This is a genomic window from Bradyrhizobium sp. (assembly GCF_049581145.1).
In the GTDB taxonomy this organism is placed as follows: domain Bacteria; phylum Pseudomonadota; class Alphaproteobacteria; order Rhizobiales; family Xanthobacteraceae; genus Bradyrhizobium.
The window spans coordinates 1-1,896 of record NZ_JBAURI010000026.1 but is presented as its reverse complement, the minus strand read 5'-3'; the positions used below and the strand labels follow the sequence as shown (position 1 = coordinate 1,896).

Sequence of the window (1,896 nt, the reverse complement as noted above, 5' to 3'; positions counted from 1 at the left end):
GTCTCTGGACGATCCGGAACGCCCCTCTGTGGGACAGGATGGCCGGAGTTGTAGTGGTGATTTGGGGGGAGCGTCAAGAACAATTTCTGAAAATCGGAATCTCTGTTCTGGATCATGCCTCAGGTTGAAATCTGAGGGTTTGGAAATTTGCGAGGAATCGGTCGCTTGGTGATCGCGAAGCGCCTGCGAGGCAGGCCGCGTGACATTGGACGGCTTTCTGCAGCTCCTAGCAGCCGCTCATGCATGCTGGATTCTTGACGTCGGGCCTGGAATCGCCGACGAACTTGTCGCGGTTCGGCATCTTGATCGCCGCCAGCGTCTTGGCATCCAGCGTGGCATCGGCAGGCAGCAGGCCGTTCAGATTGAGGATGTAGGCGGAGACCGCGTAGACGTCTTCGTTGCTCAGCGACTCCGGCGCGTTCTGCGGCATCGCGCGGCGGATGTAATCGAACAAGGTCGGCGCGTACGGCCAATAGCTGCCGACGGTGCGCACCGGCTTTGGCGTCCCGAGCGTGCCCTGCCCGCCGGCCAACCGATCGCCGACACCGCCCTCGCCTTTTTCGCCGTGACAAGCGGCACATTGCTGCGCGAACACCTCGCGCCCATGGCTGGCGGTGCCGCTGCCCGGCGGCAGGCCGCGGCCATCGCGACCGATATCGATATTCCAACCGGCGATTTCGGCCGGCGTCGCAACGCGGCCGATGCCGTACGGTCCTTGTGCTTGCGCGAACGTCACGCCGGCCAGCGCAGCAACCGCGACGATCGCGAACCGAGCTTTAGGCATTGGCATTGGTCACCTCGCCGTCGGCCGCGATGTGCCAGGGCCAGATCGCGTTGTTGTGGTAGAACGAATTGACGCCACGCACCGCCAGCAGTTCGGCCAATGTGGGCTGCACATAGCCGGTCTCGTCGATTGCGCGGCTTTGGATCACCACCGGTTGGCCATCCCAATGCCAAGGCAGGCGGAAGCGGGTCAGCGCCCGCGTCAGGACCGGTTGCTGCAATTCGGCCTGCTGCCAGCTCTTGCCGTCGTCGACAGAGACATCAACTTGCTTGATCTTGCCGTGGCCGCTCCAGGCAAGCCCGGTAATCTCGTGGAATCCTTGATCGGTCAACCGCTGGCCGCCCGAGGGCCGGGTGATGATGGATTTGGCTTCCATGTAGAAGGTGAATTCGCGCGCCGTGCCATCGGGCATCAGGTCGGTATATTTGGAGGTTTCCTCGCGCGAATAAGCCGGCTCCGCGGTGACATGGAGGCGGCGCAACCATTTCACGTTCATGTTGCCTTCGAAACCCGGCGCCAGCAGCCGCAACGGATAGCCCTGTTGCGGCCGCAGCCGCTCGCCGTTCTGGCTGTACACCAGCATCGCGTCATCGAGACATTTTTCGATCGGGATGCTGCGCGTCAGCGCCGCCGCGTCGGCGCCCTCGGCGACGACCCATTTCCCGGCCGGCTGCAAGCCGGCTTCCTGCAGCACCACCTTCAGGCTGACACCGGTCCATTCCGCGCAGCTCAACAGGCCGACCAGGTCGGAGGCCGTCTTGCCATAGGGTTTCGTGTAAGCCGGATTGCCCGAGCATTCCAGAAAATGAATGCGCGACTGCGACGGGAAACGCCTGATGTCGTCCATGGTGAAGATCATCGGCCGGTCGACCAGGCCATGCAGCATCAGCCGGTGCTCCGCCGGATCGATGGTCGGAACGCCGCCGTGATGGCGTTCGTAGAACAGGCCGTTCGGCGTGATGATGCCGTCGAGATCCTGCAGCGGCGTGCGTCCGGAAGCGGAGAGATACTGCTTGAGGTTTTTCGGGATGTTCTTGACGACGTGCTTTTCGAACGGCGACGGCGTGCCATAGAGCTGACTTCCCATGGGATCGCCGGGCGTTTTCATCCAC

General features: G+C 62.8%; 2 protein-coding genes. Both read right to left on the bottom strand.

Annotated elements, in window-relative coordinates; all coding sequences use genetic code 11:
• Positions 1–226: 226 nt before the first annotated feature.
• Positions 227–784 carry a c-type cytochrome gene (locus tag WCB02_RS00780; RefSeq protein WP_423955262.1) on the bottom strand — a complete coding sequence of 186 codons (558 nt, stop codon included), beginning with the start codon at positions 782–784 and terminating at the stop codon, positions 227–229.
• A partial coding sequence (gene soxC / locus WCB02_RS00775) for a sulfite dehydrogenase (RefSeq protein WP_423955259.1) occupies positions 777–1,896 on the bottom strand: 1,120 nt, incomplete at its 5' end. The genes soxC and WCB02_RS00780, both read right to left, overlap by 8 nt.

Bases quoted from the DNA above. Each gene is read 5' to 3' on its own strand.
- WCB02_RS00780 (WP_423955262.1), bottom strand. From the start codon at position 784: ATGCCTAAAGCTCGGTTCGCGATCGTCGCGGTTGCTGCGCTGGCCGGC.